At 57.2% G+C, this 23,545-nt stretch carries 21 protein-coding genes; 10 read left to right on the top strand and 11 right to left on the bottom strand.

Translation table 11 applies throughout. The features are described 5' to 3' along the window. Nucleotides 1–9 precede the first annotated feature (9 nt). Nucleotides 10–1,452, bottom strand: coding sequence for a pyruvate kinase (gene pyk / locus EDF81_RS01610; protein ID WP_123345628.1), 1,443 nt, complete (start codon nt 1,450–1,452; stop codon nt 10–12). A gap of 126 nt (nt 1,453–1,578) precedes the next feature. Next, a complete protein-coding gene (locus EDF81_RS01615; RefSeq protein WP_123345630.1) occupies nt 1,579–2,448 on the bottom strand; it encodes a MurR/RpiR family transcriptional regulator in 870 nt (289 codons plus the stop codon). A gap of 346 nt (nt 2,449–2,794) precedes the next feature. Between EDF81_RS01615 and zwf the strand changes: the two genes are divergently transcribed. The 3 genes from zwf (at nt 2,795) to kdgA (ending at nt 6,987) form a co-directional block, all read left to right on the top strand. Continuing rightward, nucleotides 2,795–4,270, top strand: coding sequence for a glucose-6-phosphate dehydrogenase (zwf, locus tag EDF81_RS01620; protein WP_123345632.1), 1,476 nt, complete (start codon nt 2,795–2,797; stop codon nt 4,268–4,270). A 223-nt stretch (nt 4,271–4,493) separates the two neighbouring features. Continuing rightward, a complete protein-coding gene (edd, locus tag EDF81_RS01625; RefSeq protein WP_123345634.1) occupies nt 4,494–6,305 on the top strand; it encodes a phosphogluconate dehydratase in 1,812 nt (603 codons plus the stop codon). Nucleotides 6,306–6,345: 40 nt separating this feature from the next. Then, the gene (gene kdgA, locus EDF81_RS01630; protein ID WP_123345636.1) at nt 6,346–6,987 is read left to right on the top strand and encodes a bifunctional 4-hydroxy-2-oxoglutarate aldolase/2-dehydro-3-deoxy-phosphogluconate aldolase; all 642 of its coding nucleotides are present in this window, start codon (nt 6,346–6,348) and stop codon (nt 6,985–6,987) included. Nucleotides 6,988–7,060: 73 nt separating this feature from the next. Here kdgA and purT read toward each other — a convergent pair whose 3' ends face one another. Further along, on the bottom strand, nt 7,061–8,239 hold the full coding sequence (purT, locus tag EDF81_RS01635; RefSeq protein WP_123345637.1) for a formate-dependent phosphoribosylglycinamide formyltransferase: 1,179 nt from the start codon (nt 8,237–8,239) through the stop codon (nt 7,061–7,063). A gap of 131 nt (nt 8,240–8,370) precedes the next feature. Between purT and EDF81_RS01640 the strand changes: the two genes are divergently transcribed. The 3 genes from EDF81_RS01640 to ptrB all read left to right on the top strand — a co-directional run bounded on the left by EDF81_RS01640 (nt 8,371) and on the right by ptrB (nt 11,586). Further along, a complete protein-coding gene (locus tag EDF81_RS01640) occupies nt 8,371–8,694 on the top strand; it encodes a YebG family protein (protein ID WP_123345639.1) in 324 nt (107 codons plus the stop codon). An 86-nt stretch (nt 8,695–8,780) separates the two neighbouring features. Continuing rightward, nucleotides 8,781–9,440 (top strand): tellurite resistance TerB family protein, encoded by a 660-nt coding sequence (locus EDF81_RS01645; protein WP_123345640.1) that lies wholly within the window; start codon nt 8,781–8,783, stop codon nt 9,438–9,440. Nucleotides 9,441–9,528: 88 nt separating this feature from the next. Then, the gene (ptrB, locus tag EDF81_RS01650; protein WP_123345642.1) at nt 9,529–11,586 is read left to right on the top strand and encodes an oligopeptidase B; all 2,058 of its coding nucleotides are present in this window, start codon (nt 9,529–9,531) and stop codon (nt 11,584–11,586) included. Here ptrB and exoX read toward each other — a convergent pair whose 3' ends face one another. Together exoX and EDF81_RS01660 are read right to left on the bottom strand one after the other, a co-directional pair. After that, entirely contained in the window at nt 11,587–12,246 is a 660-nt protein-coding gene (exoX, locus tag EDF81_RS01655; protein ID WP_123345644.1) for an exodeoxyribonuclease X, read from the bottom strand. 124 nt (nt 12,247–12,370) lie between these two features. Next, nucleotides 12,371–12,601 (bottom strand): DNA polymerase III subunit theta, encoded by a 231-nt coding sequence (locus EDF81_RS01660; protein ID WP_123345645.1) that lies wholly within the window; start codon nt 12,599–12,601, stop codon nt 12,371–12,373. A 137-nt stretch (nt 12,602–12,738) separates the two neighbouring features. On the opposite strand from EDF81_RS01660, the gene yobA reads away from it, so the two are divergent. The 3 genes from yobA to EDF81_RS01675 are packed head-to-tail and all read left to right on the top strand — an operon-like array spanning nt 12,739 to nt 14,344. Next, on the top strand, nt 12,739–13,113 hold the full coding sequence (yobA, locus tag EDF81_RS01665; RefSeq protein WP_123345647.1) for a CopC domain-containing protein YobA: 375 nt from the start codon (nt 12,739–12,741) through the stop codon (nt 13,111–13,113). A 3-nt stretch (nt 13,114–13,116) separates the two neighbouring features. Next, complete coding sequence (gene copD / locus EDF81_RS01670) at nt 13,117–13,989, top strand: copper homeostasis membrane protein CopD (RefSeq protein WP_123345649.1); 873 nt, start codon at nt 13,117–13,119, stop codon at nt 13,987–13,989. Between the two features lie 16 nt (nt 13,990–14,005). Then, entirely contained in the window at nt 14,006–14,344 is a 339-nt protein-coding gene (locus EDF81_RS01675) for a YebY family protein (RefSeq protein ID WP_123345651.1), read from the top strand. 445 nt (nt 14,345–14,789) lie between these two features. On the opposite strand, the gene EDF81_RS01680 is transcribed toward EDF81_RS01675, so the two are convergent. After that, nucleotides 14,790–16,589, bottom strand: a complete 1,800-nt coding sequence (locus tag EDF81_RS01680) for an EAL domain-containing protein (protein WP_123345653.1) — start codon at nt 16,587–16,589, stop codon at nt 14,790–14,792. 169 nt (nt 16,590–16,758) lie between these two features. Here EDF81_RS01680 and pphA point away from each other — a divergent pair, with 169 nt between their 5' ends. Continuing rightward, on the top strand, nt 16,759–17,406 hold the full coding sequence (gene pphA, locus EDF81_RS01685; RefSeq protein ID WP_123345655.1) for a protein-serine/threonine phosphatase: 648 nt from the start codon (nt 16,759–16,761) through the stop codon (nt 17,404–17,406). On the opposite strand, the gene EDF81_RS01690 is transcribed toward pphA, so the two are convergent. The 5 genes from EDF81_RS01690 to yebS all read right to left on the bottom strand — a co-directional run bounded on the left by EDF81_RS01690 (nt 17,407) and on the right by yebS (nt 23,458). Next, complete coding sequence (locus EDF81_RS01690; RefSeq protein ID WP_123345657.1) at nt 17,407–17,598, bottom strand: YebW family protein; 192 nt, start codon at nt 17,596–17,598, stop codon at nt 17,407–17,409. It lies immediately after the preceding gene. Nucleotides 17,599–17,703: 105 nt separating this feature from the next. Further along, a complete protein-coding gene (locus EDF81_RS01695; RefSeq protein WP_123345659.1) occupies nt 17,704–17,943 on the bottom strand; it encodes a YebV family protein in 240 nt (79 codons plus the stop codon). A 114-nt stretch (nt 17,944–18,057) separates the two neighbouring features. Beyond that, complete coding sequence (gene rsmF / locus EDF81_RS01700; RefSeq protein WP_184999444.1) at nt 18,058–19,494, bottom strand: 16S rRNA (cytosine(1407)-C(5))-methyltransferase RsmF; 1,437 nt, start codon at nt 19,492–19,494, stop codon at nt 18,058–18,060. 78 nt (nt 19,495–19,572) lie between these two features. Further along, entirely contained in the window at nt 19,573–22,206 is a 2,634-nt protein-coding gene (locus EDF81_RS01705) for a PqiB family protein (RefSeq protein WP_123345663.1), read from the bottom strand. After that, nucleotides 22,175–23,458: a membrane integrity lipid transport subunit YebS gene (gene yebS, locus EDF81_RS01710; protein ID WP_123345664.1), complete on the bottom strand. Its 1,284-nt coding sequence runs from the start codon at nt 23,456–23,458 to the stop codon at nt 22,175–22,177. Before yebS ends, EDF81_RS01705 begins: the two co-directional genes overlap by 32 nt. Nucleotides 23,459–23,545: the final 87 nt, after the last annotated feature.

The raw sequence follows: 23,545 nt of genomic DNA on the forward strand, positions 1-23,545 counted from the left end.
GTACCGTTCTTACTCGACGGTCAGGATACGGGTGGTATTGGTTGAGCCGATGGTGCTCATCACGTCGCCCTGGGTGACGATAACCAGATCGCCGGAGACCAGGTAGCCTTTGTCGCGCAGCAGGTTAACCGCTTCGCTAGCGGCAACCACGCCTTCGCCTTCGCCGTCGTAATGTACCGGGGTAACGCCGCGATACAGCGAGGTCAGGTTCAGGGTGCGCTCATGACGGGACATGGCGAAAATCGGCAGGCCGGAGCTGATACGGGAAGTCATCAGCGCGGTGCGGCCGGATTCGGTCATGGTAATAATCGCCGTCACGCCCTTCAGGTGGTTTGCCGCGTACATTGCCGACATGGCAATCGCTTCTTCCACGTTGTCGAACTCGACGTCCAGACGGTGTTTAGAGACGTTAATGCTCGGGATTTTTTCTGCACCGAGGCAGACGCGGGCCATTGCGGCAACGGTCTCAGCAGGATACTGACCGGCGGCGGTTTCGGCAGAGAGCATCACCGCATCGGTACCGTCCAGCACGGCGTTTGCCACGTCCATGACTTCCGCACGGGTAGGCATCGGGTTGGTGATCATCGACTCCATCATCTGAGTCGCGGTGATGACCGCACGGTTCAGCTTACGGGCGCGGCGGATCAGGGTTTTCTGGATACCGACCAGCTCCGGGTCACCGATTTCGACCCCGAGGTCGCCACGGGCAACCATCACCACGTCGGAGGCGAGGATCACGTCATCCATCGCGTCCTGATCGCAGACGGCTTCCGCGCGTTCAACTTTCGCCACGATTTTGGCATCGCAGCCGGCGTCGCGGGCCAGACGGCGGGCGTAGTTCAGGTCTTCGCCGCAGCGCGGGAAGGAGACGGCCAGGTAATCGACGCCAATCTGCGCGGCGGTCAGGATATCGGCCTTGTCTTTTTCGGTCAGGGCTTCGGCAGAGAGGCCGCCGCCCAGTTTATTGATGCCTTTATTGTTGGAGAGCGGGCCACCGACGGTCACTTCGGTAAACACCTTCATGCCCTGAACTTCCAGCACTTTCAGCTGCACACGACCGTCGTCAAGCAGCAGGATATCGCCCGGGACCACGTCAGCAGGCAGGCCTTTATAGTCGATACCGACTTTTTCTTTGTCGCCTTCGCCTTTGCCAAGGTTGGCGTCGAGCAGGAATTTATCACCAATATTGAGGAAGACCTTGCCTTCCTTAAAGGTGGATACGCGGATTTTCGGGCCCTGCAGGTCGCCGAGGATCGCCACATGGCGTCCCAGTTTGGCGGCGATTTCGCGGACTTTATCGGCGCGAAGTTTATGGTCTTCCGGGGTCCCGTGAGAGAAGTTCATACGAACAACGTTGGCACCTGCGGCAATAATTTTTTCGAGGTTGTTATCGCGATCCGTTGCCGGGCCTAACGTAGTGACAATCTTAGTTCTGCGAAGCCTTCTGGACATGTAATACTCCGTTGAGTGAAACAACTCAGGTGTTGCGTGAACAGGGATTCGGTTATCCGCATGCCGCAACGGCATAATGGGAACTTAACCGAACGACAGAATAAGTTACAGCTTTGTTATCAGCTTTTAATGGTTATCGCTTCCGGGAAGCAGCTCTTTATCAAAACGCGATTCCTTCAGCGCTTCTTTGACACGCTTCAAGTTATCCCTGAATTTTGCCCCGCGACGCAGAGTAAATCCGGTTGCCAGCACGTCAATCACCGTTAGCTGTGCCAGCCGCGACACCATTGGCATATAAATATCGGTATCTTCAGGCACATCCAACGTAATCGCGAGGGTCGCTTCGCGGGCCAGCGGCGTTCCGGCGGAGGTGAGGGCGATTACCATCGCGTCATTTTCCCGCGCCAGCTGCGCCAGCTCCACCAGATTCTTTGTGCGTCCGGTATGGGAAATCAGCACAACCACGTCGTCATCGCTACAATTCATACAGCTCATTCGTTGCAGCACAATGTCGTCAGAGTAAACTACCGGCACGTTGAAACGAAAGAACTTGTTCATCGCATCGTGGGCGACGGCGGCGGAAGAGCCGAGGCCGAAAAAGGCAATTTTCTTGGCCTGCGTCAGCAGATCGACGGCGCGGTTAACGGCGGACATATCCAGCGACTGCCGCACATGATCGAGGCTGGCCATCGCGGATTCAAAAATTTTGCCGGTATAGGCCTCAACGCTGTCGTCTTCATCGACATTGCGGTTAACATAGGGCGTGCCGTTAGCCAGACTCTGGGCCAGATGCAGTTTAAAATCGGGGAATCCACGGGTCGCCATACTGCGGCAAAAACGGTTAACGGTAGGCTCGCTGACCGAGGCCTCAAGCGCCAGTGCGGCAATGCTTGAATGAATGGCCCGATCCGGGTTAGCCAGGATCACATCGGCTACTTTGCGCTCGGATTTGCTTAGGTGTTCCAGTTGTACCTGGACTTTTTCCAGCATATTCATCAAAAAGTGCACTCATATTAATAACGATTTCAGTAATAAATGAAATCGTGAAGCGTTTTAGCAAGAATATACCGCCGCATCCGTAAGATGGGATGGGCAAGTGCGACAAAAAATGTTGTTTTTTTTCAATACATGATCAGAGTCGGGTTTTACAGACGAAGAATAATAACCGGCGGTTGAGGTTTGTTCATCCGTAAAGCCCGTAAGCCAGCATCCGGGGCGAAATAGCACGCATTGACCGCTGCCCGGGCTTTCGGCAAGGCCGTAAACACAGTACAGTGCAGCGTAATAAAATTACAAGTAAGGCCTGGCAGACGAACCAGGTTATCCAACTGAGGAGAATGACATGGCGGTAACGCAAACAGCCCAGGCATGCGATCTGGTCATTTTCGGCGCGAAAGGCGATCTGTCGCGTCGTAAACTGCTGCCTTCCCTGTATCAGCTTGAAAAAGCCGGCCAGCTCCACCCGGATACCCGCATTATCGGGGTGGGTCGCGCAGACTGGGATAAAGAGGCCTGGACTAAGGTGGTGCGAGAAGCGCTGGAAACCTTTATGAAGGAGAAAATCGATGCGGGCCTGTGGGATACGCTGAGCGGTCGCCTCGATTTCTGTAACCTTGACGTCAACGACACCACGGCTTTTACCCGTCTGGGCGAGATGCTGGACCAGGAAAATCGCATCACCATTAACTACTTTGCGATGCCGCCGAGCACCTTTGGCGCAATCTGTAAAGGCCTTGGGGAAGCGAAGCTGAACGCCAAACCGGCACGCGTAGTGATGGAAAAACCGCTGGGCACTTCGCTGGCGACGTCCCGCGAGATCAACGACCAGGTGGGTCAGTACTTCGAAGAGTGTCAGGTCTACCGTATTGACCACTATCTCGGCAAAGAGACGGTGCTTAACCTGCTGGCGCTGCGCTTTGCCAACTCCCTGTTTGTGAATAACTGGGATAACCGCACTATCGATCACGTGGAAATCACCGTCGCCGAAGAAGTCGGGATCGAAGGCCGCTGGGGCTACTTCGACCAGGCCGGTCAGATGCGCGATATGATTCAGAACCACCTTCTGCAGATCCTCTGCATGATCGCCATGTCGCCGCCGTCGGACCTGTCCGCCGACAGCATTCGCGATGAGAAAGTGAAGGTGCTGAAAGCCCTGAAGCGTATCGATCGCTCCAACGTCCGTGAGAAAACCGTGCGCGGCCAGTACAGTGCCGGTTTTGCCCAGGGCAAAAAAGTGCCGGGCTATCTGGAAGAAGAGGGCGCCAACAAAACCAGTAACACCGAAACCTTCGTGGCGATCCGCGTCGATATCGAAAACTGGCGCTGGGCGGGGGTACCTTTCTATCTGCGTACCGGTAAACGTCTTCCGGCCAAGTGTTCAGAAGTCGTGGTCTACTTTAAGAACCCGGAACTGAACCTGTTCAAAGAGTCCTGGCAGGAGCTGCCGCAGAATAAACTGACCATCCGCCTGCAGCCGGATGAGGGCGTGGATATCCAGATCCTCAACAAAGTTCCGGGTCTGGACCACAAACACAACCTGCAAACCACCAAGCTGGATCTGAGCTACTCAGAGACCTTTAACGAGACGCACCTGGCCGATGCCTACGAGCGTCTGCTGCTGGAAACCATGCGCGGTATTCAGGCCCTGTTCGTTCGTCGTGACGAAGTGGAAGAGGCCTGGAAGTGGGTTGACTCCATCACTGAAGCCTGGGCGGCCGATCAGGATGCGCCTAAGCCATATCAGGCGGGTACCTGGGGCCCGGTGGCCTCGGTAGCGATGATCACCCGCGACGGTCGTTCCTGGAACGAATTCGAGTGATTTTTAGCCACAAGATACCTGTTACGTTACTGGTAACATGATCTAAGGCAGAATCCCGCACATTTTTTACTCTTTTAAGCCCCGACTGGATTCACCAGCGGGGCTTTTTTTATTACACTGGCTGAAGCGATTTTGCCCCTGGTGCTAAAGGGAACAACGTTTCAGTAATGTGAGCGTCCGTTTGAACCCGTAGCCCGGAAAAAATAAATTTTAAGGAGCTTTTATGAATCCTGAATTGTTACGGGTAACACAACGAATCATTGCCCGTTCGCACGACACTCGCAGCGCCTACCTTGCCCGTATCGAGCAGGCGAAAAGTGAGACGGTCCAGCGCTCAACTCTGGCCTGCGGTAATCTGGCCCACGGTTTCGCCGCCTGCCAGCCCGATGATAAAGCCTCGCTGAAAAGCATGCTGCGCAACAATATCGCCATCATCACCTCCTACAACGACATGCTCTCCGCCCACCAACCCTACGAACGCTACCCGGACATCATCCGCCGTGCGCTGCACTCGGTTAACGCCGTCGGGCAGGTTGCTGGCGGTGTACCGGCGATGTGTGACGGTGTTACCCAGGGGCAGGACGGGATGGAACTGTCACTCCTGAGCCGGGAAGTGATTGCCATGTCGGCGGCGGTGGGCCTGTCCCACAATATGTTCGACGGGGCGCTTTATCTCGGCGTCTGCGACAAAATCGTCCCGGGGCTTGCGATGGCGGCGCTGTCGTTTGGCCATTTACCGGCCATTTTTGTGCCGTCCGGGCCGATGGCCAGCGGCCTGCCGAATAAAGAGAAAGTCCGTATTCGTCAGCTGTACGCCGAAGGAAAAGTGGACAGAATGGCGCTGCTTGAGTCGGAAGCGGCCTCTTATCACGCACCGGGCACCTGTACCTTCTACGGCACCGCTAACACGAACCAGATGGTCGTGGAATTTATGGGCATGCAGCTGCCGGGATCCTCCTTTGTGCATCCGGATGCTGAACTGCGCGAAGCCCTGACCACCGCGGCGGCGCGTCAGGTAACACGCCTGACCGGCAACGGTAATAGCTGGATGCCGCTGGGTAAAATGGTCGATGAGAAAGTGGTGGTTAACGGTATCGTGGCCCTGCTGGCAACCGGCGGCTCCACCAACCACACCATGCACCTGGTGGCGATGGCGCGTGCGGCGGGCATCATCATTAACTGGGATGACTTCTCTGACCTGTCGGCAATTGTGCCGCTGATGGCGCGTCTCTACCCGAATGGCCCGGCTGATATCAACCACTTCCAGGCGGCCGGTGGCGTACCGGTGCTGATTCGTGAACTGCTGAAAGGCGGTCTGCTGCATGAAGACGTCAACACGGTAGCCGGGTTTGGCCTTTCGCGCTATACCCTCGAGCCCTGGCTGAACAACGGCGAGCTGGACTGGCGTGACGGTGCCAGCGCCTCACTGGATGATGCGGTCATCGCCACCATTGAGAAGCCGTTCTCGAAACATGGCGGCACCAAAGTGCTGAGCGGCAACCTTGGCCGTGCGGTGATGAAAACCTCTGCGGTCCCGGTCGAAAATCAGGTGATCGAAGCGCCGGCGGTGATTTTTGAAAGCCAGCACGACGTTTTACCTGCCTTTGACGCCGGTTTACTGGACCGTGATTGCGTCGTTGTTGTGCGACATCAAGGGCCTAAAGCGAACGGCATGCCAGAATTACATAAACTCATGCCGCCACTTGGTGTATTATTGGACCGCTGTTTCAAAATTGCATTAGTTACCGATGGACGGCTCTCCGGCGCATCAGGTAAAGTGCCGTCAGCGATTCATGTGACACCGGAAGCGTATGACGGCGGGTTGCTGGCAAAAGTGCATGACGGCGACATCATTCGTGTTAACGGCCAGACGGGTGAGTTAACACTGATGGTGGATGAAGAAGTCCTGGCGGCACGTCAGCCACATATTCCTGACCTGAGCGCGGCGCGCGTGGGAACAGGGCGTGAAATGTTCGGCGCACTGCGGGAAAAACTTTCCGGTGCGGAACAGGGCGCGACCTGCATCGACTTTTAAGACGACAAGATTTGTAAATTCAGGCGAGAGAATATTTCTGATGAAAAACTGGAAAACAACTGCTGAAACAATCCTGAAAACTGGCCCGGTAGTGCCGGTTATCGTAGTCAATAAACTGGAACACGCCGTGCCGATGGCAAAAGCGCTGGTTGCCGGTGGCGTACGCGTGCTGGAAGTGACGCTGCGTACCCCGTGCGCCATGGACGCTATCCGCGCTATCGCCAAAGAAGTGCCGGAGGCTATTATCGGTGCCGGTACCGTACTGAATCCGCAGCAGCTGGCGGAAGTGACCGAAGCGGGCGCGCAGTTCGCCATCAGCCCGGGTCTGACCGAGCCGCTGCTGAAAGCCGCTACCGAAGGCACTATCCCGCTGATCCCGGGTATCAGCACCGTGTCTGAACTGATGCTGGGTATGGACTACGGTCTGAAAGAATTCAAATTCTTCCCGGCGGAAGCCAACGGCGGCACCAAAGCGCTGCAGGCCATTGCCGGTCCGTTCGCGCAGGTCCGTTTCTGCCCGACCGGCGGGATCTCTCCGGCCAACTACCGTGACTACCTGGCGCTGAAAAGCGTCCTGTGCATCGGCGGCTCCTGGCTGGTTCCGGCGGATGCGCTGGAAGCCGGTGACTACGATCGTATCACTAAGCTGGCGCGCGAAGCCGTAGAAGGCGCGAAGCTGTAAGCATTAAAAAACCCGGCGGTTTGCCGGGTTTGTCATATCACCAACGGGCCTGCGTTTACGCGGCCCGTTTTTTTTAGCCTTTAACGACCACCGCTGCCGCCGCGTTTTTGGCGCGCTCAACCGCATCTTCAACCGTATCGGCAACGGCCAGCGCCACGCCCAGACGACGTGTTCCGTCGATCTCTGGCTTGCCGAACAGGCGCAGCTGCAGGCCAGCGCCAACCGCCGCGTCGATATTGCCGAAGGTCACATCCTGGCTGGTCAGTTCCGGCAGGATCACCGCCGAGGCCGCCGGACCGTACTGGCGAACGCCACCCACGGGCAGACCGAGGAAGGCGCGGACGTGCAGGGCGAATTCCGACTGATCCTGGGAGATCAGCGTCACCATGCCGGTGTCGTGCGGGCGAGGGGAGACCTCGCTGAAGACGACCTCGTCGCCGCAGACGAAGAGTTCCACGCCGAACAGGCCGTGTCCGCCGAGGGCCAGCACAACCTGGCTGGCAATCGCCTGAGCGCGTTCCAGCGCCAGCGGGCTCATCTGCTGCGGCTGCCAGGATTCACGGTAGTCGCCGTCTTCCTGACGGTGGCCGATGGGGTCGCAGAAGTGCACGCCGTCGACGGCGCTGACGGTCAGAAGCGTAATCTCGAAATCAAAATTCACCACGCCTTCAACAATCACCCGACCGGCACCGGCGCGGCCGCCCTGTTGTGCATACTCCCAGGCGCGAGCCAGTTGATCGGCGGTGCGGATAAAGCTCTGGCCTTTGCCGGAGGAGCTCATGACCGGCTTGATAATGCAGGGCAGGCCAATTTCTTCCACCGCCTGGCGGAAAGCCGCTTCGCTGTCGGCAAAGCGGTAGCTGGAGGTAGGCAGGGAGAGCTCTTCCGCAGCCAGACGACGAATACCTTCCCGGTTCATGGTCAGACGGGCGGCGCGGGCGCAGGGAACCACTTTCTGTCCACCCTGTTCCAGTTCGATAAGCATATCGGTGGCGATGGCTTCGATTTCCGGCACGATATAATCGGGTTTTTCCTCGGCGACCAGCGCTTTCAGCGCGTTACCGTCCAGCATATTGATAACGTGGGCGCGGTGGGCCACGTGCATCGCCGGGGCATCCGCATAGCGGTCTACCGCAATCACTTCCAGCCCAAGGCGCTGGCACTCAATCGCCACTTCTTTTCCCAGTTCCCCTGAGCCCAGTAACATTACGCGTGTTGCCGCAGGACGCAGCGCCGTTCCTAATACCGTCATAGCCGATTTCCGATAGCAAAAAAATTTCGCCACAGTATAAACGAAAACGTTTGCGTCTGTCTTTTAACACTTGCGCTTGTTTAAACGGCGCGCTATTGTACTGTACAAATACACAGTAATGAGGCTGCATCATGACGGTTGAAGTGAAATACGTGGTCATTCGCGAAGGTGAGGAAAAGATGTCATTTACCAGCAAAAAGGATGCGGACGCATACGACAAAATGCTCGATATGGCAGATGTGCTGGGAAGCTGGCTGGGTACCGCACCTGTCGAACTCGACGATGCCGCTCGCGAGGGTATGGCGCTGTGGCTGGCCGAGCGCAAAGATATCCTCAGCGCAATCCTCAAGTCGGGTCAGCTGCCTGCTGCTGCGGAAACCGACGCGGAAACGGAATCGACCGGGACCGATGCGGTGGATATCACCACCGCGGCAAAGCGGGTCAAAGCCGCGTAATTTGCGCATCTTTAGCCGGGCCAGACATTTCCTGACGCCCGCTCACCTAATCTGGGCGGATTGTTATCAGCTATCTGAGGAAAATCATGGCTAACTGGCTCAATCAACTCCAGTCGCTGCTGGGGCAGAAAGGCGCATCCTCCTCCTCGTCCGGTGAGCAGGGGCTCAGCAAACTGCTGGTACCGGGCGCGCTGGGCGGCCTGGCAGGGTTTCTGGTCGGCAATAAATCATCGCGCAAGCTACTGACCAAATACGGCACCGGCGCGCTGCTGGTTGGCGGTGGCGCGGTGGCCGGCACCGTGCTGTGGAACAAGTATAAAGACAAGATCCGTACCGCTCATCAGGGCGAGCCGCAGTTCGGCCAGCAGAGCTCGCCTCTGGACGTGCGCACGGAGCGGCTGATCCTCGCCCTGGTGTTTGCGGCGAAAAGCGACGGTCATATTGACGATAACGAGCGTGCGGCTATCGAACAGCAGATGCGCGAGGCGGGCGTGGAAGAGCAGGGACGGGCACTGGTTGCGCAGGCCATCGAGCAGCCGTTAGATCCCCAGCGCCTGGCGCGGGATATCCGTAACGAGGAAGAAGCGCTTGAGGTTTACTTCCTCAGCTGCGCGGCCATCGATATCGATCACTTTATGGAGCGCAGCTACCTGAACGCGCTCGGCGACGCCCTGAAAATTCCTCAGGACGTGCGTGACGGCATTGAGCAGGATCTTAAACAGCAAAAACAGGCACTTCCGGGCTAATATTTTTGCCCTGACAACAGGTTTCGCTTGCATCGTGGCTGACATTTGCCACCCTTAGGGAATGTCTTCTCTGATAAGTACGAATGTCATGCCACCAAAAGCGAAACCGATCCCTTACGCTATCACCACCCACGGTGATACCCGCATCGATAACTACTACTGGCTGCGCGACGATACCCGCTCACAGCCGGACGTGCTGGACTACCTCAAGCAGGAGAATGCCTGGGGCCACAAGGTGATGGCTTCCCAGCAGGCCTTGCAGGACCGGGTCCTGAAAGAGATTATCGACCGTCTGCCGCAGCGGGATATTTCCGCGCCCTACGTAAAAAACGGCTACCGCTACCGCAGTATTTATGAGCCAGGTCTTGAGTACGCAATCTACCAGCGTCAGCCGGCCCAGAGCGCCGAATGGGATGCCTGGGAGACGCTGCTGGATGGCAACGAACGGGCGGCGAACAGCGAATTTTATACGCTCGGCGCGATTGCCATTTCCCCGGATAATACCCTGATGGCGCTGGCGGAAGATTACCTCTCCCGTCGTCAGTACGGGCTGCGTTTTCGCCATCTGGAAAGCGGAAACTGGTATCCGGAAGTGCTGGAGAACATTGAGCCGGATGTGGTCTGGGCCAATGATTCAAAAACGCTCTACTATGTGCGCAAGCATGCGGTGACTCTGCTGCCGTACCAGGTCTGGCGGCATACGTTGGGTAACCCGGTCAGTCTGGATGAGCTGATTTATGAGGAGCACGACGAAACCTTTTACGTCAGCCTGCATAAAACGACCTCCCGCCATTTTGTGGTGATCGACCTCGCCAGCGCTACTACCAGCGAGGCGCTGTTGCTGGATGCCGAACTGGCGGACGCGCAGCCGCAGGTCTTCCTGCCGCGCCGCAAGGATCATGAATATAATCTCGACCACTACCACCATCGTTTTTATCTGCGCTCTAACCGGGACGGGAAAAACTTTGGCCTCTATCAGACGCCGAAACGCGATGAGCAGGCCTGGCAGACGCTGATCCCGGCCCGGGATGAGGTGATGCTGGAAGATTTTACCCTGTTCCGCGACTGGCTGGTGGTGGGCGAGCGTCAGCGCGGCCTGACCAGCCTGCGGCAGATTAATGTCCAGAGCGGCGAGAGTACCGGGATCGCATTTGATGATCCGGCCTATGTCAGCTGGATCGCCAGTAATCCGGAGCCGGAAACGTCCCGCCTGCGCTACGGCTACTCGTCCATGACGACGCCGGATACGCTGTTTGAGCTGGATATGGATACGGGTGAACGGCAGGTCCTTAAACAGAGTGAGGTGGCCGGTTTTGATGCGGGTCACTATCGCAGCGAGCGACTGTGGGTGAAGGCCCGCGACGGCGTCGAACTGCCCGTCTCGCTGGTTTATCATCGGGAACACTTCAGACCGGGGCATAATCCGCTGCTGGTTTACGGCTATGGTTCCTACGGTGCCAGCATGGATGCAGACTTCAGCAGTAGCCGTCTGAGCCTGCTGGATCGCGGGTTTGTTTTTGCCATTGCTCACGTGCGCGGCGGCGGCGAACTGGGTCAGCAGTGGTACGAGGACGGCAAATTCCTTAACAAGAAAAATAGCTTTACGGACTATATCGACGCCAGCGAGGCGCTATTAGCTCAGGGCTATGGCGATCCGGCACTCTGCTACAGCATGGGCGGCAGTGCGGGCGGACTGCTGGTGGCTAACGTTATTAACCAGCGCCCGGACCTGTTTCACGGTGTGGTGGCGCAGGTGCCTTTTGTTGACGTGCTGACGACAATGCTGGATGAATCCATCCCGTTGACCACCGGCGAGTTCGAAGAGTGGGGCGATCCGCAGGATAAAACGTACTACGACTATATCAAGAGCTATAGCCCCTACGATGGGGTGACGGTGCAGGATTATCCTCATTTGCTGGTGACCACCGGCCTGCACGACTCCCAGGTGCAGTACTGGGAACCAGCCAAGTGGGTCGCAAAGCTACGGGAACTGAAAACCGACGATCGGCTGCTGCTGCTGTGTACCGATATGGATTCCGGCCACGGCGGGAAATCCGGGCGTTTTCGCAGCTACGAAGGGGTGGCGATGGAGTATAGCTTCCTGATTGCGCTGGCCCAGGGGACATTACCGGGCCAGACGGTCTGATCAGTCTCCCAGATAGTGCTTCAGGGTGAGGCGCATTTCCGGGGTCATATTGGTCAGATTATTGGACAGCCAGCGCAGGTAGCCGGGGTCGCGCTCCGCCACTTCTGAGACGGGCTTACCGCGATATTTACCGAACGGGAAGGTGGTCAGCAGCGCAGGACGGCCGGTGATGGTTACCATATCGTCGGGCGTCCAGCCGGAGGTATTAATGATATCGATCAGCAGGGCGGCGGTGATATAGCAGTCATACAGCGCCCGGTGGTGATGCAGGCCGGGCGGAGTGGCGACGTTTAGCTTGCGGGATTTATACAGCGCCATATTGCTGTATTTGATCCCCGGCCAGAGGCGGCGGGCCAGCTTCATGGTGCAGATCCAGTCGCCCTGCATCTCCGGCAGGACCCGACGGTCAAAGCTGGCATTGTGCGCCACGTAAAAATGGCTGCCCTGATAGTGGGGAACGATCTCTTCTATCCACGGCTGGTTGACGACCATCGCTTCGGTAATGCGGTGAATGGCCATCGCCTGGGGGCTGATAGGGCGGTCCGGGCGGACCAGGTGGCTCATGGGGTTGGTTATTTGACCGTCAACAACATCGACAGAGGCAATCTCGACCACGCCGCCCTGCAAATCGCAGGTTTCGGTATCGATAACGCGTAACATGGCACACTCCTGGCCGTAAAAAGGGTAGCGTAATAGAATGCTCACCCCTTGCCAACCCCGGGATACGGTTTCGCCGCGGGTGCGGTGCCGCATCGCGTCCGGGATTTATCACGCAGGTGGATGATTACTTCATTTTAGGTTCCCACGGCAGGCGGGATAAATTCACCGAGGCCAGGCGGTGAGCAATCAGCCTTTCACGGAACCAGCCGCGCAGATGCTCGGGTTGTTCGCGTTCGACAACCTCGGGCACGATGGGCATATTGTAGCGTTCTTTAAATGCCACCCCTGCGGCAGCGAGATCGACATTCACCTTGTCCATCTCTTCCTGCTCAAGGGTCGCCAGATTCTTGTTCATTTTTTTCTCCTGAGTTCGCGGCACAGAACTTACTAAGCTTGTCGCATAATGGCAAGCCTGTCCCGATTCCACCTCGACGGCCCAATTATACAACGGTATGCTTTTAGCAATATAGATAACCATAAGGAATGGCAAAGATGGCTTTCATTTCTGTACGGCGTCGTCCGGCGCTCTGGCTTATCGCCACCCTGTTTGTCACCCCCGGCGTTTTCGCCCATGCCCACCTGGAACACCAGTATCCCGCCGCGGATGCGCAGGTTGATGCCGCGCCCCAGGCGCTGACGCTGAATTTTTCCGAAGGCATAGAGCCACAGTTCAGCGGCCTGACCCTGACCGGTCCCGGCGAAACGGCGATTGAAACCGGTAAGGCGAAGCGTAATGAAAAGGATAATAAACAGCTTATTGTTCCGCTGAGCCAGCCGCTACAGCCCGGCGAGTATCGCGTCGACTGGCACGTCGTCTCGGTGGACGGCCACAAAACCAAAGGGCGCTATCAGTTTAGCGTGCGCTAGCCCATGCTAACCCTGACCTGGGTAAGCCTGCGTTTCCTCCATTTCCTGGCGCTGATGCTGGCGTTTGGCTGGGCGCTTTACTGTGCCTGGCTGGCACCGTCAACGCTCAGGCCGCTGCTGACCCGACGTTTTCAGCGTATTCAGCGGCATGCGCTGATCGTCAATGCACTCAGTGCCACCCTGATGTTTGCCGTGCTCGGCGGCCAGATGGGCGATGGCTGGGCGGATGTGCTCCGGCCTGAGATCTGGCAGGCGGTGGCGACAACCCGCACCGGCAGCATCCTGCTCTGGCAGGGCGTACTGGCATGGATAACGCTTGGCCTGGCGCTGATGCAGCCGCGTCGGGTTCAGGGACTGCTGCTGATTTTCTGCGTGGTTCAGCTGCTGTTGCTGGCCGGGGTAGGGCATGCGGCCATGAACGATGGCATTACCGGCGTCCTGCAGCGTGTTAATCGCGGCCTGCACCTGCTGTGCGCGGCGAGCTGGCTGGGTGGGCTGCTGCCGCTGCTTTACTGCATCCAGCTCTCCCACGGGCGCTGGCGACCGGCGGCAATCTACACCATGATGCGCTTTTCCCGCTATGGGCACCTTGCCGTGGCGGGCGTGCTTTTCAGCGGGGCGATCAACAGCTGGCTGATTCAGGGCGCGCTGATCGCACCGGGCAGCCTTTACGGGCGCATGTTGTTGTTTAAATGTGCGTTAGTGCTGCTGATGGTGGCAATTGCCCTCGTGAACAGGTATGTTCTGGTACCACGAATGCGCACCGGCACAAGCCAGGCGCAGCAGATGTTTATCCGCATGACACAAAGTGAAATGGTGCTCGGGGTGCTGGTGCTGGCAACGGTCAGCCTGTTTGCCACTCTGGAACCCTTCTGAACGGACTGATAAAACCATGAAGCGAATTATACTTTCTCTGCTCTTACTGACCTCTTCCGGCATGGCGCTGGCCGCGCCGCAGGTGATCACCGTTAGCCGCTTTGAGATGGGTAAGGATAAATGGGCCTTTACGCGTGAAGAAGTTATGCTGACCTGCCGACCGGGCAAGGCGCTGTTTGTGATCAACCCCAGCACTCTGGTCCAGTACCCGATCAATGACGTGGCGCAGAAGCGCGTCGACAGCGGTGAAAGCAAAGGCCAGTCCATTGATATCATCCTGGCAGACGATCCGAACCATCCGGGCCAGAAGATGAGCCTCGCACCCTTTATTGAACGTGCGGAAACCCTCTGCTAGTTTTCTACGCTAACGTACTGGTCGCAAATAAAAAAACCGCAGGCTTCTGCAAAGAGGCGCTGCGGTTTTTTGTATAGACCCCTCAGTTTTGCGGGCCTCTTTCGCCGCGGACTGGAAAAGCTGACGCGGTCATCTATTCTTAAGTGGCAAGGCGACTTCGCCTGCATTAATGCCAACTTTTAGCGCACGGCTCTCTCCCAGGAGCCATTTCCCTGGACCAAATACAGGAATCGTATTTGGTCTTTTTTTATCCTTATGAAATGTAAGCTACTTCGCGATTTCATCCTGAAAAAATTCGAAAGCCCACATCCGCTTCAAAACATAACATACTCTGCCAGGCTAACGTCCAGCTATTTTTGGTAATTAATAGGGTTTGTCTGACAGGGTAATCAGTAAAAAGCCCGCACTTTTGGCGGGCTTCAGAAGGGATGTAAGCTTAAGTCAGCTAGTGAAGAGTGAGAACCATTTCCACCGCACTATCCCTGTCCAGCCACTCCACAATCTGCTCCGCCGTCATCGGTCTCGCAAAGTAATACCCCTGTGCTTCATCGCAGCCAAACTGACGCAGGATGGTGGCCGTTTCTTTATCTTCGACGCCCTCGGCCAGCACCAGGTAATCCAGCTCTTTCAGCATGGTAATAATATTTCGGGCGATAATCTGACTGCCGGCGTCGGTGGTTATCTGGTTTATCAGGGAGCGGTCCAGCTTGATGATGTCGATAGGAATACGGCGGAGATAGCTGATATTGCTGTAACCGGCGCCGAAGTCATCAAGCAGGATTTTAAAGCCCAGCGCTTTCAGGTTATCCAGTTCCAGCAGCGCGGTCTGGCTTTCCAGCACTTTTTCCGTCTCCAGACATTCGATGCGAATATCATTCGGCGTCAGGCCGGAAAAGGTGACCATATCGGCAAGCTGCCGGGCGAAGCCGCTGCGGGAGAAGTCGCTGACGGTGATATTTAGCGAGACAGGTATGGTGATACCCTGCGCACGCCATATCTGTAGCTGCTGCAGCGCCCGGCGAATGACCCACTGGGTAAGCGAAGCCATCAGCGTTGTCCGTTCGGCCAGGGCCACAATGGTCGATGGGGGAACATTGCCTTTTTCCGGATGGTTCCAGCGCAGCAGCGCCTCCACGCCTTCGGTTTTCCCCGTATGCAGTGAAATTTTAGGCTGATAGACCAGATAGAGCTGGTCGCTGGATTTTATTGCTTCGCCGAGATCGTACAGCAAGCGGAAATCGGTATTGCGCTTGTCATCCATCACCGGATCGAATTCCACCAGCGCTGTATCCTGACGTATGGCTTCGTGCAGGGCGCTTACGCCACGGCGAAAGACTTCCTGACCGGGAATTTCGCGCGGCTCGAAGGTGAGGTAGCCTGCATGCGTCTGCAGCTGGATTTCGATATCGCCGGTAATCTTCGCCTGGGTATGTGGGATCGTACGCGCCTTCTCAAGCAGCTCACTCGCCTCATCGGTTTTCACCAGGACAGCATAGCGCCCGGTGGCGAACGCATACAGCGGCGTGGCCTCCGTTAAATTAAGGCGTAAGCGTAGCAGCGGACCAAAGCTGCGCAGCATTTTTTCCACGGCGGCCAGGCCCAGATAACGGGAAAGCTCATAGGCGCGGGGCATATCAATACAGTCGAAAATAACCAGCGTCCAGGGTTCTGGCACGTCAGAAAAGGCGAGGCGGTTGATCTCGTTCAGCATGCTCACCCGATTGGGCAGGCCGGTCAGGGGATCGATACGCCCGACGGAGTACCAGGACTGAAGATACTCGCTGGTGAGTTTTGCCACCCGCAGAAACTGGTCGATCTGCAGCTGATTGGGACAGGAAGGCTGATTATCGGTTAAGCACAGGGTTCCGAAAACGTCCCCTTTGTGGGTCTTCAGCGGAGCGGCGGCATAGAAAATCACCGTGCCGTTAGTCACCTGCGGATGCGAGGCAAAACGCGGATCGCGCCGGGTATCATTGCAGATAATTGCCCGCGAGCTGTGGACCGAGTGCTGGCACATGGTCTCGTCCAGATGCACCTTTGTCGCCAGCGGGGGCAAATTACGCGTGCATTTAATGTACTGGAACTGGTCGTCTACAATGGTTACAAAGCTGCCAGAAACGCCCATAAGCTGGCTGGCCAGCCAGGCAAACTCGTCCAGAGTCCTGTCGCGGGGTTTATCCTCCTGGCGCAGCAGTTCCAGCGTAGCAAGTTTTTTGGTATCGCTTCTGTTTAATCCTGAAAACATGCATCACTCCGCTCGTGCGACATAGGCCTCTTAACTATGGGATTTCTGGGCGAAGCCAAAAAGGCGGCGTCAGAACTTATATAATGGCAGAAATTAGCAAAATGTTATAAATCCGTTATTGCAAATATTGCCGATATTTTTTCCACCATTTTTCAGAACGGGAGGGCATATGTATCAACGTATTGACGGTGAAAAATGGCGCTCTATCTGGGTGGTTGGCGATCTGCACGGCTGCTATCAGCAACTCATGGCCGAACTCAGGCTTCGTCACTTCAATCCCTTTGAGGATCTGCTTATTTCCGTGGGCGATCTGATCGACCGTGGTCCCGAGAGTCTGCGCTGCCTGCAACTGCTGGATGAGTCCTGGTTTATCGCGGTGCGCGGTAACCACGAGCAGATGGCGCTGGATGCTCTGGCCGGAAACGAGATGACGCTGTGGCAGCTTAACGGCGGTACCTGGCTGAGCGAAACGCCCCAGCCCCAGAGAAAAGAGGCGACATCGCAGATTCACGGCTGCCATCGGCTGCCCTGGATCATTGAAGCGCGCTGCCGGGACGGGATCCATATTATTGCCCATGCGGATTATCCGGCGCCGCACTACCGCTGGCATCAGCCGGTTGATCGGCAGCAAATACTATGGAGTCGCCAGCGGCTCACCGCCGCGCTTGAAAAACAGACGCTGGAAGGGATTGAAGGCGCGGATCACTTCTGGTTTGGGCATACGCCGCTGAAGCAGCGTTTCGACGTGGCGAATTTGCACTATATCGACACCGGGGCCGTCTTCGGCGGGGCGCTGACGTTGGTTCAGCTTCAGTAATCAAAAATCACTGTATTCGGTGGCGGGCTGCCAGAAGCCGTCAATAAACTCTTCCAGCGGGTAACAGCCACCGTGACGCATGCGCTGGTCCTTCATGGCAAACAGGCACTGCTGCTCCGTATTGAAGACATCGATAACGATGTCATCACAGCCGCCGTCCAGGTAACAAACAAAAAGTACCAGTGCGAACATTCCACCCTCAGATTTTTACAACCTGATGTTAGTGTAGGGGATGAATCGGAGCGGGGAAACTCAGAGAGGTAAATAACCCGTCTGACGGACGGGTTCCCTGTTGAGTCAGGCAAGACGCATGACCCAGGCATTGGACTGCTGGTCGTAGTGGTGGCGGTAGAGAACGGAGTGTTCCCCGTCGAGAATAGCTGGGATGCTGGTATCGGCATCCCATGCGTCGAGCTGCATACATAAATCCGGGTCGGAATTGCAGGGAATGACTAACGTTCGTTCTCCCTGCTGTTCGCCTTGCAGTTCGGCGTCATCGATTTCAAAGGTCCCGATGCGGACACTGGTTTTGCTCATATATGCTCTCCGTTGATCTGCTGGGTTCGTGGTACGACCAGTTTGTCGCCCCATCTTTCAGCCTGGACCACGGAGAGAAAAGTGCCAGTCAAAACGTGCTATTTTTTCGCGCCGTTATGCTCCGGCGGCGAACAGACGCCCGTCACGCACCAGCTCGCGGGGATAACTGTTTTTCAGACGCGAGCCCACTTTTTTTGCCAAACCCAGTGGGATCCCCTGGAAAGTGACGATCATTTCATCGCTGGCCGGAAGCGTTTCAGGCCAGACATCCCGGCCGCGATACCACTCTTCGGCCTCCTGCGGCGTTAGCTCACAGCGGTGTGCGTCGTCAGCGGCCAGGGCGATAACGGCCTCATGCTGCCAGCGGAAACCTTTGTTATGCGTCTCGGCAAGCTTCAGGCCAATACGTGAGAAGCGAACCTTGCCCAACAGGGGTTCTATTTCGGTCGGGAACAGCCAGATCTCTTTATCGCGCTGCCACAGGGAGAGACTGGCATCCCAGGCCAGTCCGGCTTTGCGGGCGGTCGCGGTGAGATCGGCGGCTTCGCGGGTTTTCAGCGGGCTGAAGGGGAATTTACCCATCTTATAGCCCGGTGCCGGCAGCGGCGCAATAGCCTGGGTCTTACGCAGGCGGGCGACAAAAAAACCTTCACAGTCATAAATTTGCGGGAAAACGTGCAGATCGCCCTCTGCCGTCAGCGCTTCGCCGGCGGTCGGGAAAAGCGCATTCAGCGGCTGACGTTCAACCGCCCCGGGATAGCGCGCCAGCAGCCATTCCACCACCTCTTCGTTCTCCTCACGGTTCAGCGTGCAGGTGGAGTAGACCAGAGTGCCACCGGGCCGCAGGGCATGGAAAGCGCTGTCGATAAGCTCCCGCTGGGTTTTGGCAATTTCACTATTGCTTTCGGCGGACCAGTTTTTTAACGCATCCGGATCTTTACGCACCACGCCTTCGCCAGAGCAGGGGGCATCGAGCAGGATCGCGTCGAAAGCTTCCGGCAGCGCGGCGCCGAAAACCCGGCCATCGAAATGGGTCAGGGCCACGTTGCTAATGCCGCAGCGGCTGATATTGGCATGCAGCACTTTGACCCGGCTGGCGGAAAATTCATTGGCGAGGATCGCGCCCTGGTTGCCCATGCGGGCGGCGATCTGCGTGGTTTTAGAACCCGGCGCGGCCGCCACGTCCATCACCCGCTGCGGTGAGTTACCGTCGGCAAACAGCGCCGTCACCGGCAGCATGGAGCTGGCTTCCTGAATATAAAAAAGGCCGCTCAGATGTTCGGCGGTGCTGCCCAGCGGGAGAGTTTCTTCATCTTCCCGGCTGATCCAGAATCCCTCTTCGCACCAGGGGATCGCACTGAGCTGCCAGCCATAAGGTGCAACCAGCGACAAAAAGTCGGCCACGGTAATCTTCAGGGTATTGACGCGAATGCTGCGCCGCAGCGGGCGCTGGCAGGCTGCGATAAAATCATCGAGCGACAGATGGGCAGGCATTGCCGCCTGCATCAGAGCCAGAAAGTCGTCGGGAAGATAAGCTGAATTTTGAGCCACGGGCGCACCACAGGGGAAAAAACGGGTGCGCAGTGTATCACAAAGGCTCCGGCGCAGGCACGCCGGAGCTTGTTGATCTTAACGCGGCAGCGCGGTTCCCCATTCGCGCCACTCTTTGGGCTCCGCTTCCAGCAGCAGGAAGTGTTTACCCGGCTGCGCCTTCGGTGCCAGCGGAGTGCCCGGCGGCGTGGCAAAGGCAATACCACCGCGAATAAATTGGTTAAAGGTGCCGGTTTTCACCACGCCGCCGATCAGCCCGAAGTCCAGGCTGTAGCCGGAGGCAAGCCAGAACACGGAGTTATTACGGACCAGGTGCTGATAATCCTTACTGATCCGCATCGCAATCATCACGCGGTCGGAAAGAGTGCCCAGCGTCAGGCCCGTGACCGTGCCGACTTCGATACCGCGGAACAGTACCGGAGTGCCGATATTCAGCGAGCCGGAGTCCGGCGCTTCGACCACGATACTCAGCCCGTCCAGATAGCGGGAGTCGGTAATGGTCGTCTCCTGCAGCGTAAAGTCGCGACGTGCCTTACCCCGGCCCGGCTCGACGTTGATATAGGGCTGGAGGATCGTATCAAGATGCTCAACGCCACCTGCAGAAATCTGCGGGGTGATCACCGAGAAGCGGGAACCGATGCGGGCGAAGGTCTCCATATACTCAGGATAAAGCACCGCCGTAGCCTGCACTTCGTTACGCTCGGTAATCAGTTTCAGAGTCTGGATCTGGCCGATATCAATCCCCAGATAGCGAATCGGCATCCCTGGCGACAGCTTCCCGGCGTCAAAGGCATGCAGGGTAATCTGACCGCCCACGGCGCGGGCCGCCGTTTCTGACGGATAAAGAATCCGCTTGTCGCCCTGACGTGCGCTGGCTCCGGCACCGCTCAGATTATCGAAGCTGATGGCACCGCGCAGGGCACGCGACAGCGGCGAAGCCTGCACGGTCAGCCCGCTGCCATTAAGCTGCACTCGGGCACCGCCTTCGGCCCAGAACACGCTATTGCTGGTCAGCAGAGAGCGGTATTCCGGTTTGATATGCAGTTCAATATCAAAGGCGTTGGCGCGAGGGCGAACGGTAATCACGTCCCCGACCTCAAACTTACGGTAGAGCACGACGGAACCGGCCTGCACATCGGGCAGAACGTCCGCCGTCAGGGTTAGCGTCGTGGTGGGGAGATCGCCCAGGCTATTTTCCAGGGCCTTATCAAGATTGGCATACAGCGGATACTGCGATTTAATCTCGCCTTTAGCACCCGGAAGGATGCGGATACCGCCGCTCAGCCATTCGCCCGCACTGGCGCCAAGAAACTCCACGCCGTCGAGGCCGACTTTGACATCTATCCGGCTGTTGACCACAAATTTGCTGTCGCCGTGTACCAGCTCGCGATACTGCGGCTCGATAGCCACCGAGAAGCTGACGCCTTTGCTGGAGAGCGTGCGTTCCAGTACCTGGCCGACCTGGACGCCGTGCAGCACCAGCGGCTGACCGGCATCAATGCCGTAGCTCTCGGGCGCGTTCAGGCTGAGGGTCATCACGTTGGGTTCCTGCAGCAGCGTTTTGGTCGCGGGCAGCACGGTAAAACGATCCCGCGGCTCGCCATCGCCCGGCACCAGTTCAAAGGTGCTGCCGGTCAGCAGACTGCTGATACCGGGGCTGTTAAGCGACAGTTTCGGGCTGCGCAGTTCGATGCGGGTATTGTCGCGCAGCAAATTGACCACGCTCGGATCGACGGTCATTTCACCCGTCACGGCACCTTCAGTGGCCAGATTGAGCTTCGTCAGTTCGCCCACTTCCAGCCCCTGATACATCAGCGGCGTGGCACCGGCTCGCAGACCGTTGCCGTCGGGCAGATCCAGCTTAATCAGCACGCCGCGCTGGCTGTGGGCCAGATCCTCATACAGGCCAAACTCATCATCCTGTGCGGCGGGCTTTGACTCGTCGGGAGAATCAAAGGCGATGGCGCCGTTGACCAGCGCCGCGAGGCTTTCCAGTTCGACCTTCGCTCCGGCCAGGCTAACATCGGCCTTCACGCCGGAAACGTTCCAGAAACGGCTGCCTTTCTTCACCAGATTGGTAAAGCGGCGTTCGATCAGGACATCGATGGTCACACCTTCTTTATTGGCATTAATGGTGTAGTCATAGACGCGGCCGACCGGGATTTTTCTGAAATAGACCAGCGACCCGCTGCTCAGCGAACCAAGATCGGGCGCGCGCAGATGGATCATCAGCTCACCGTTATTCAGGCGATATTTAGGCTGGGTATCCAGGGCCGTGAAGTGATCCTCCGGCTCGCCTTTTCCCGGCATCATGCCGATATAGTTACCGCCGACCAGCGCATCCAGCCCGGAAACCCCGGCAAGCGAAGCTTTGGGCGTGACCAGCCAGAACTGGGTCTGGCCGCGCAGGGAATCTTTCATGTCCGCCTTGATGCTGGCGACCACTTCGATTTTGTTGAGGTTTTCGCCGAGGCGAATTTCCTGCACGGTACCGACTTCCACACCCTGGTAGCGCACGGGTGTGCGGCCGGCAACAATTCCGTCAGCCGACATAAAATCGATGGTGATCGTCGTCCCGCGATCTTCGTAGCTGTTCCAGATAAGCCATCCGGCAATCATTAGCGCGATAACCGGCAGCAGCCAGAAAGGCGAAATACGTCGTTTGGTGGTAACTCGCGCCTCAGTCGGCGTAGCGGGCGTTTCCTGACTCATGTGCATCCCAAAGTAACCGGCTGTCCAGCCATTCGACAGCAAGAATAGTCAATATTACCGCAGAGCCGAAATAAAAGGCTGCGGGGCCCATCGTAAACGTCAGCAGCTGATCGCGGTTAATCAGCGACATCGTCAGTGCGATAACGAATAAATCCAGCATCGACCAGCGGCCAATCCAGGTTACGGCGCGCAGCAGCACGATGCGCGCACGCAATCCCTGCTCGCATTTGAAATGGATACTGATAAGCAGTGTAAACAGGACGATGACTTTGGTAAATGGCACCAGGATACTGGCGAAAAACACCACGGCGGCCACCGCGACGTTGCTATCCGCCAGCGACAGGATACCGGACATAATGGTGTCCTCCTGGCGCGCCCCGTTGACGTAGATAATCGAAATCGGCATCAGGTTCGCCGGGAACAGCAGGACCATCGATGCCAGCAGCGCGGCCCAGCTTTTTTGCAGGCTATGGCGACGGCGCTCGCGCAGCGGGATATGACAGCGCGGACAGCGACCACGGGGATCCGGCAGGCCGGTAAAGTGGCAGCCCAGACAGACGCGCAGATTCTCATGGGCACGACGGGCAGGGCGCTGAGGGTAAAACCGCTCCCAGAGCTGCTCGACGTTCAGATGAATTAGCGTCAGCACGCTGAGGATGGTCAGGCAGATAAAGGCGAACAGCCCAACGCCCGGCTGAAGGAAGGCGTAGTCCTGCACTTTGATGGACGCGACGGCAATACCGACCAGATAAATATCCAGCATCACCCACTCTTTGAGCTTGTCCAGCATCAGCAAAACCGGGCGCAGATTCATACCGAGGATATTGCCGAGCCACAGATACGCGATGGCCAGCACCAGGACCAGCGGCGCGGCGACGGTACAGAACAGCACCATGGCGGCGGTAAGAGGATCGCCCTGGCTGGTCATCTGCCAGATCCCCTGCAGCAGGTTGGCATCGATACGCACCCCGAGCAGATAAAGACGCAGCAGCGGTTCGCTCCAGGCGAAGGGCATCAGCAGCAGCATGGTGCAGGCCATCGCGCCCAGACGGGTCAGGGACCAGTCGCGGCCATCGCGGATCTTTGCATTGCAGCAGGGACACCAGGCGCTCTGGTGCGATTTCATCTTTGGCAGCATAAAAAGCGTATCGCACTGGGGGCAACGTTGGTAATGTTCCCGCGGCAGCGGATCGCCAATTGCATGAACGGCGATTTTTTTGTCCGGCGTAAGCCGGGGGGTTTTAAGGGCCATTTATCGCGCTAGTAAATGATTGAATGGATCTATATTAACTCATGAATGGATTCATCTTGAGCCTGAACGCATTTAATGCTTATTTTA

Source organism: Enterobacter sp. BIGb0383 (assembly GCF_003751845.1).
Classification (GTDB): Bacteria; Pseudomonadota; Gammaproteobacteria; order Enterobacterales; family Enterobacteriaceae; genus BIGb0383.

Bases quoted from the DNA above. Each gene is read 5' to 3' on its own strand.
- pyk (WP_123345628.1), bottom strand. From the start codon at position 1,452: ATGTCCAGAAGGCTTCGCAGAACTAAGATTGTCACTACGTTAGGCCCG.
- EDF81_RS01675 (WP_123345651.1), top strand. From the start codon at position 14,006: ATGAAGCGAATTATACTTTCTCTGCTCTTACTGACCTCTTCCGGCATG.
- EDF81_RS01705 (WP_123345663.1), bottom strand. From the start codon at position 22,206: ATGAGTCAGGAAACGCCCGCTACGCCGACTGAGGCGCGAGTTACCACC.
- EDF81_RS01695 (WP_123345659.1), bottom strand. From the start codon at position 17,943: ATGAGCAAAACCAGTGTCCGCATCGGGACCTTTGAAATCGATGACGCC.
- yebS (WP_123345664.1), bottom strand. From the start codon at position 23,458: ATGGCCCTTAAAACCCCCCGGCTTACGCCGGACAAAAAAATCGCCGTT.
- EDF81_RS01640 (WP_123345639.1), top strand. From the start codon at position 8,371: ATGACGGTTGAAGTGAAATACGTGGTCATTCGCGAAGGTGAGGAAAAG.
- yobA (WP_123345647.1), top strand. From the start codon at position 12,739: ATGGCTTTCATTTCTGTACGGCGTCGTCCGGCGCTCTGGCTTATCGCC.
- ptrB (WP_123345642.1), top strand. From the start codon at position 9,529: ATGCCACCAAAAGCGAAACCGATCCCTTACGCTATCACCACCCACGGT.
- pphA (WP_123345655.1), top strand. From the start codon at position 16,759: ATGTATCAACGTATTGACGGTGAAAAATGGCGCTCTATCTGGGTGGTT.
- EDF81_RS01690 (WP_123345657.1), bottom strand. From the start codon at position 17,598: ATGTTCGCACTGGTACTTTTTGTTTGTTACCTGGACGGCGGCTGTGAT.
- EDF81_RS01680 (WP_123345653.1), bottom strand. From the start codon at position 16,589: ATGTTTTCAGGATTAAACAGAAGCGATACCAAAAAACTTGCTACGCTG.
- EDF81_RS01660 (WP_123345645.1), bottom strand. From the start codon at position 12,601: ATGAACAAGAATCTGGCGACCCTTGAGCAGGAAGAGATGGACAAGGTG.
- exoX (WP_123345644.1), bottom strand. From the start codon at position 12,246: ATGTTACGCGTTATCGATACCGAAACCTGCGATTTGCAGGGCGGCGTG.
- zwf (WP_123345632.1), top strand. From the start codon at position 2,795: ATGGCGGTAACGCAAACAGCCCAGGCATGCGATCTGGTCATTTTCGGC.
- copD (WP_123345649.1), top strand. From the start codon at position 13,117: ATGCTAACCCTGACCTGGGTAAGCCTGCGTTTCCTCCATTTCCTGGCG.
- kdgA (WP_123345636.1), top strand. From the start codon at position 6,346: ATGAAAAACTGGAAAACAACTGCTGAAACAATCCTGAAAACTGGCCCG.
- edd (WP_123345634.1), top strand. From the start codon at position 4,494: ATGAATCCTGAATTGTTACGGGTAACACAACGAATCATTGCCCGTTCG.
- purT (WP_123345637.1), bottom strand. From the start codon at position 8,239: ATGACGGTATTAGGAACGGCGCTGCGTCCTGCGGCAACACGCGTAATG.
- EDF81_RS01645 (WP_123345640.1), top strand. From the start codon at position 8,781: ATGGCTAACTGGCTCAATCAACTCCAGTCGCTGCTGGGGCAGAAAGGC.
- EDF81_RS01615 (WP_123345630.1), bottom strand. From the start codon at position 2,448: ATGAATATGCTGGAAAAAGTCCAGGTACAACTGGAACACCTAAGCAAA.